Below are 2,003 nucleotides of genomic sequence, written 5' to 3'. Positions count from 1 at the left end.
GGCGGCACGCCGTTCAAGGTCCACACCCGCTGGATCGAGACCGAGTTCGTCAACGAGATCAAGCCCTTCGCCGCTCCGGCCGACACCGAGGCGGAGGAGGAGCCGGGCCGCGAGACGGTCGTCGTCGAGGTCGGCGGCAAACGCCTGGAGGTCTCACTGCCGTCCTCCCGTCCGGCACGGTGATCTGCCGGCAGCAGGATCCAGGCCCGACACAGTCCTTCGACACCTACGCCCACAACAAGGGACCGGGAGACACTCGCCGATGGCTACAGCCCGAAGCAACACCGCCCCCGCATCAGCTCGGATCAACGTTCTGCCCCGGCGGACCGACCAGGCCGTGCGCACGATGGAGGAGCGGCACGCCGCCCTCGCCGTAACTGCCCGCGAGCGCGTGGCACACCTGCTCGACGCGAACTCCTTCGCCGAACTGGACAACGCCGCCGGGCACCTCCTGAACGATGCGCAGCGGGAAGAGAACCTGCCGGACGGGGACGAAGTGGTCACCGGCTACGGCACGATCGACGGCCGGCCGGTGGCCGTCTACGCCCTGGGCCGCACGGTCCCCGGCGGCGCCCTGGGCGAGGCCGCCGGCCGGAAGATCGTCAAGGTGATGGACTTCGCGCTGAAGACCGGTTGCCCCATCATCGGCGTCAACGACGCGGGCCGGGCCCGTACCGGGGACGGCGGCAGTGCCCTGGGGGTCTACGGCGAGATCTTCCGGCGCCATGTGCACTCCTCCGGTGTCATCCCCCAGATCTCGCTCATCATGGGATCGTGCGCAGGCGGAGCGGTCCACTCCCCCGCCCTGACCGACTTCACCGTGATGACCGAGCGCACCTCGCACACGGTCGCCACCGGACCGGACGTCAGCGAAGCCGTCACCGGCGAGGACGTCGACCTCCACCGGCTGGGTGGCGCCCGCAGGCACACCACTGCCTCCGGTGTCGCGCACTACATGGCGGGGGACGGGGACGACGCCGTCGAGTACATCAAATCTCTGCTGTCCCACCTGCCTTCCAACAATCTCCAGGAGCCGCCGGTCTCCACTCACCAGGCCGAACCGGACTTCTGGTTCGAGGACACGGAGCTGGACACGGTCATCCCGGACTCCCCCAACCAGCCCTACGACGTCCACCACGTCATAGAGCCTGTTCTGGACGACCGGGAGTTCCTCGAGACTCAGCCGCTGTTCGCGCCGAACATCGTCACCGGCTTCGGCCGCGTCGAGGGCCGCTCCGTGGGCATCGTCGCCAACCAGCCGATGCAGCTCGGTGGCTGTCTGGACATGGACGCCTGCGAGAAGGCCGCCCGCTTCATACGGACCTGCGATGCGTTCAACGTCCCTGTGCTGACCTTCGTCGACGTTCCTGGCTTCCTCCCCGGCGCCGGCCAGGAACACAACGGCATCATCCGGCACGGGGCCAAACTGATCTACGCCTACGCCGAGGCCACGGTCCCCCTCATCACCGTCATCACCCGCAAGGCATACGGCAGCGCTTACGACGTAATGGGCTCCACACACCTGGGCGCCGACCTCAACCTGGCCTGGCCCACCGCGCAGATCGCCGCAGCAGGCGCCCAGAGCACCGTCAACGCCTTCCACCTCTCAACCCAGGCGCCGGCCGATGCGGTGGATCCCGTCCTACTGGAAGAGGAACGCGCCCAGCTTACGGCCGAGTACGAACAAGCCCTCCTGAATCCCCACACCGCTGCCCGGCAGGGCAACATCGACGCAGTGATCAGACCCTCGCGCACACGGCAGCACATCGCCCACGGCCTGCGGGCGCTGCGCACCAAGCGGGAAACACTGCCCCCGAAGAAGCACGGCGGCATCCCGCTCTAGTACTGCAACGGTCTTTGGTGTGACGGTGGTTTGGGTTCTGGTGGGGTGTGGCCTCGTCGTTTGTAGTGACAGATGCGGGCTTGGTGCTGGCGTCGGCGGCGCCAGGTGGACCAGTGCAGGACGTGGAGGACGGCTGGTCGGGGCCCTGGAGCGAGGCGGG

1 protein-coding gene and 1 pseudogene are annotated in these 2,003 nt (G+C 68.1%); both read left to right on the top strand.

All coding sequences use genetic code 11. The features are described from left to right. Positions 1 to 168, top strand: a pseudogene (locus tag QMZ92_RS35820) (ATP-binding protein); the annotation flags it as partial. A gap of 94 nt (positions 169 to 262) precedes the next feature. After that, positions 263 to 1,843: an acyl-CoA carboxylase subunit beta gene (locus QMZ92_RS35815; protein WP_283302121.1), complete on the top strand. Its 1,581-nt coding sequence runs from the start codon at positions 263 to 265 to the stop codon at positions 1,841 to 1,843. The last annotated feature ends 160 nt before the right edge of the window (positions 1,844 to 2,003 follow it).

It is taken from the genome of Streptomyces sp. HNM0645, assembly GCF_030056615.1.
Lineage (GTDB): Bacteria > Actinomycetota > Actinomycetes > Streptomycetales > Streptomycetaceae > Streptomyces > Streptomyces marianii.
The sequence above is the reverse complement of the archived record's forward strand: the minus strand, read 5'-3'. Positions and strand labels throughout refer to the sequence as shown.

Excerpts from the sequence above, each read along its gene's own strand:
- QMZ92_RS35815 (WP_283302121.1), top strand. The coding sequence starts at position 263 with ATGGCTACAGCCCGAAGCAACACCGCCCCCGCATCAGCTCGGATCAAC.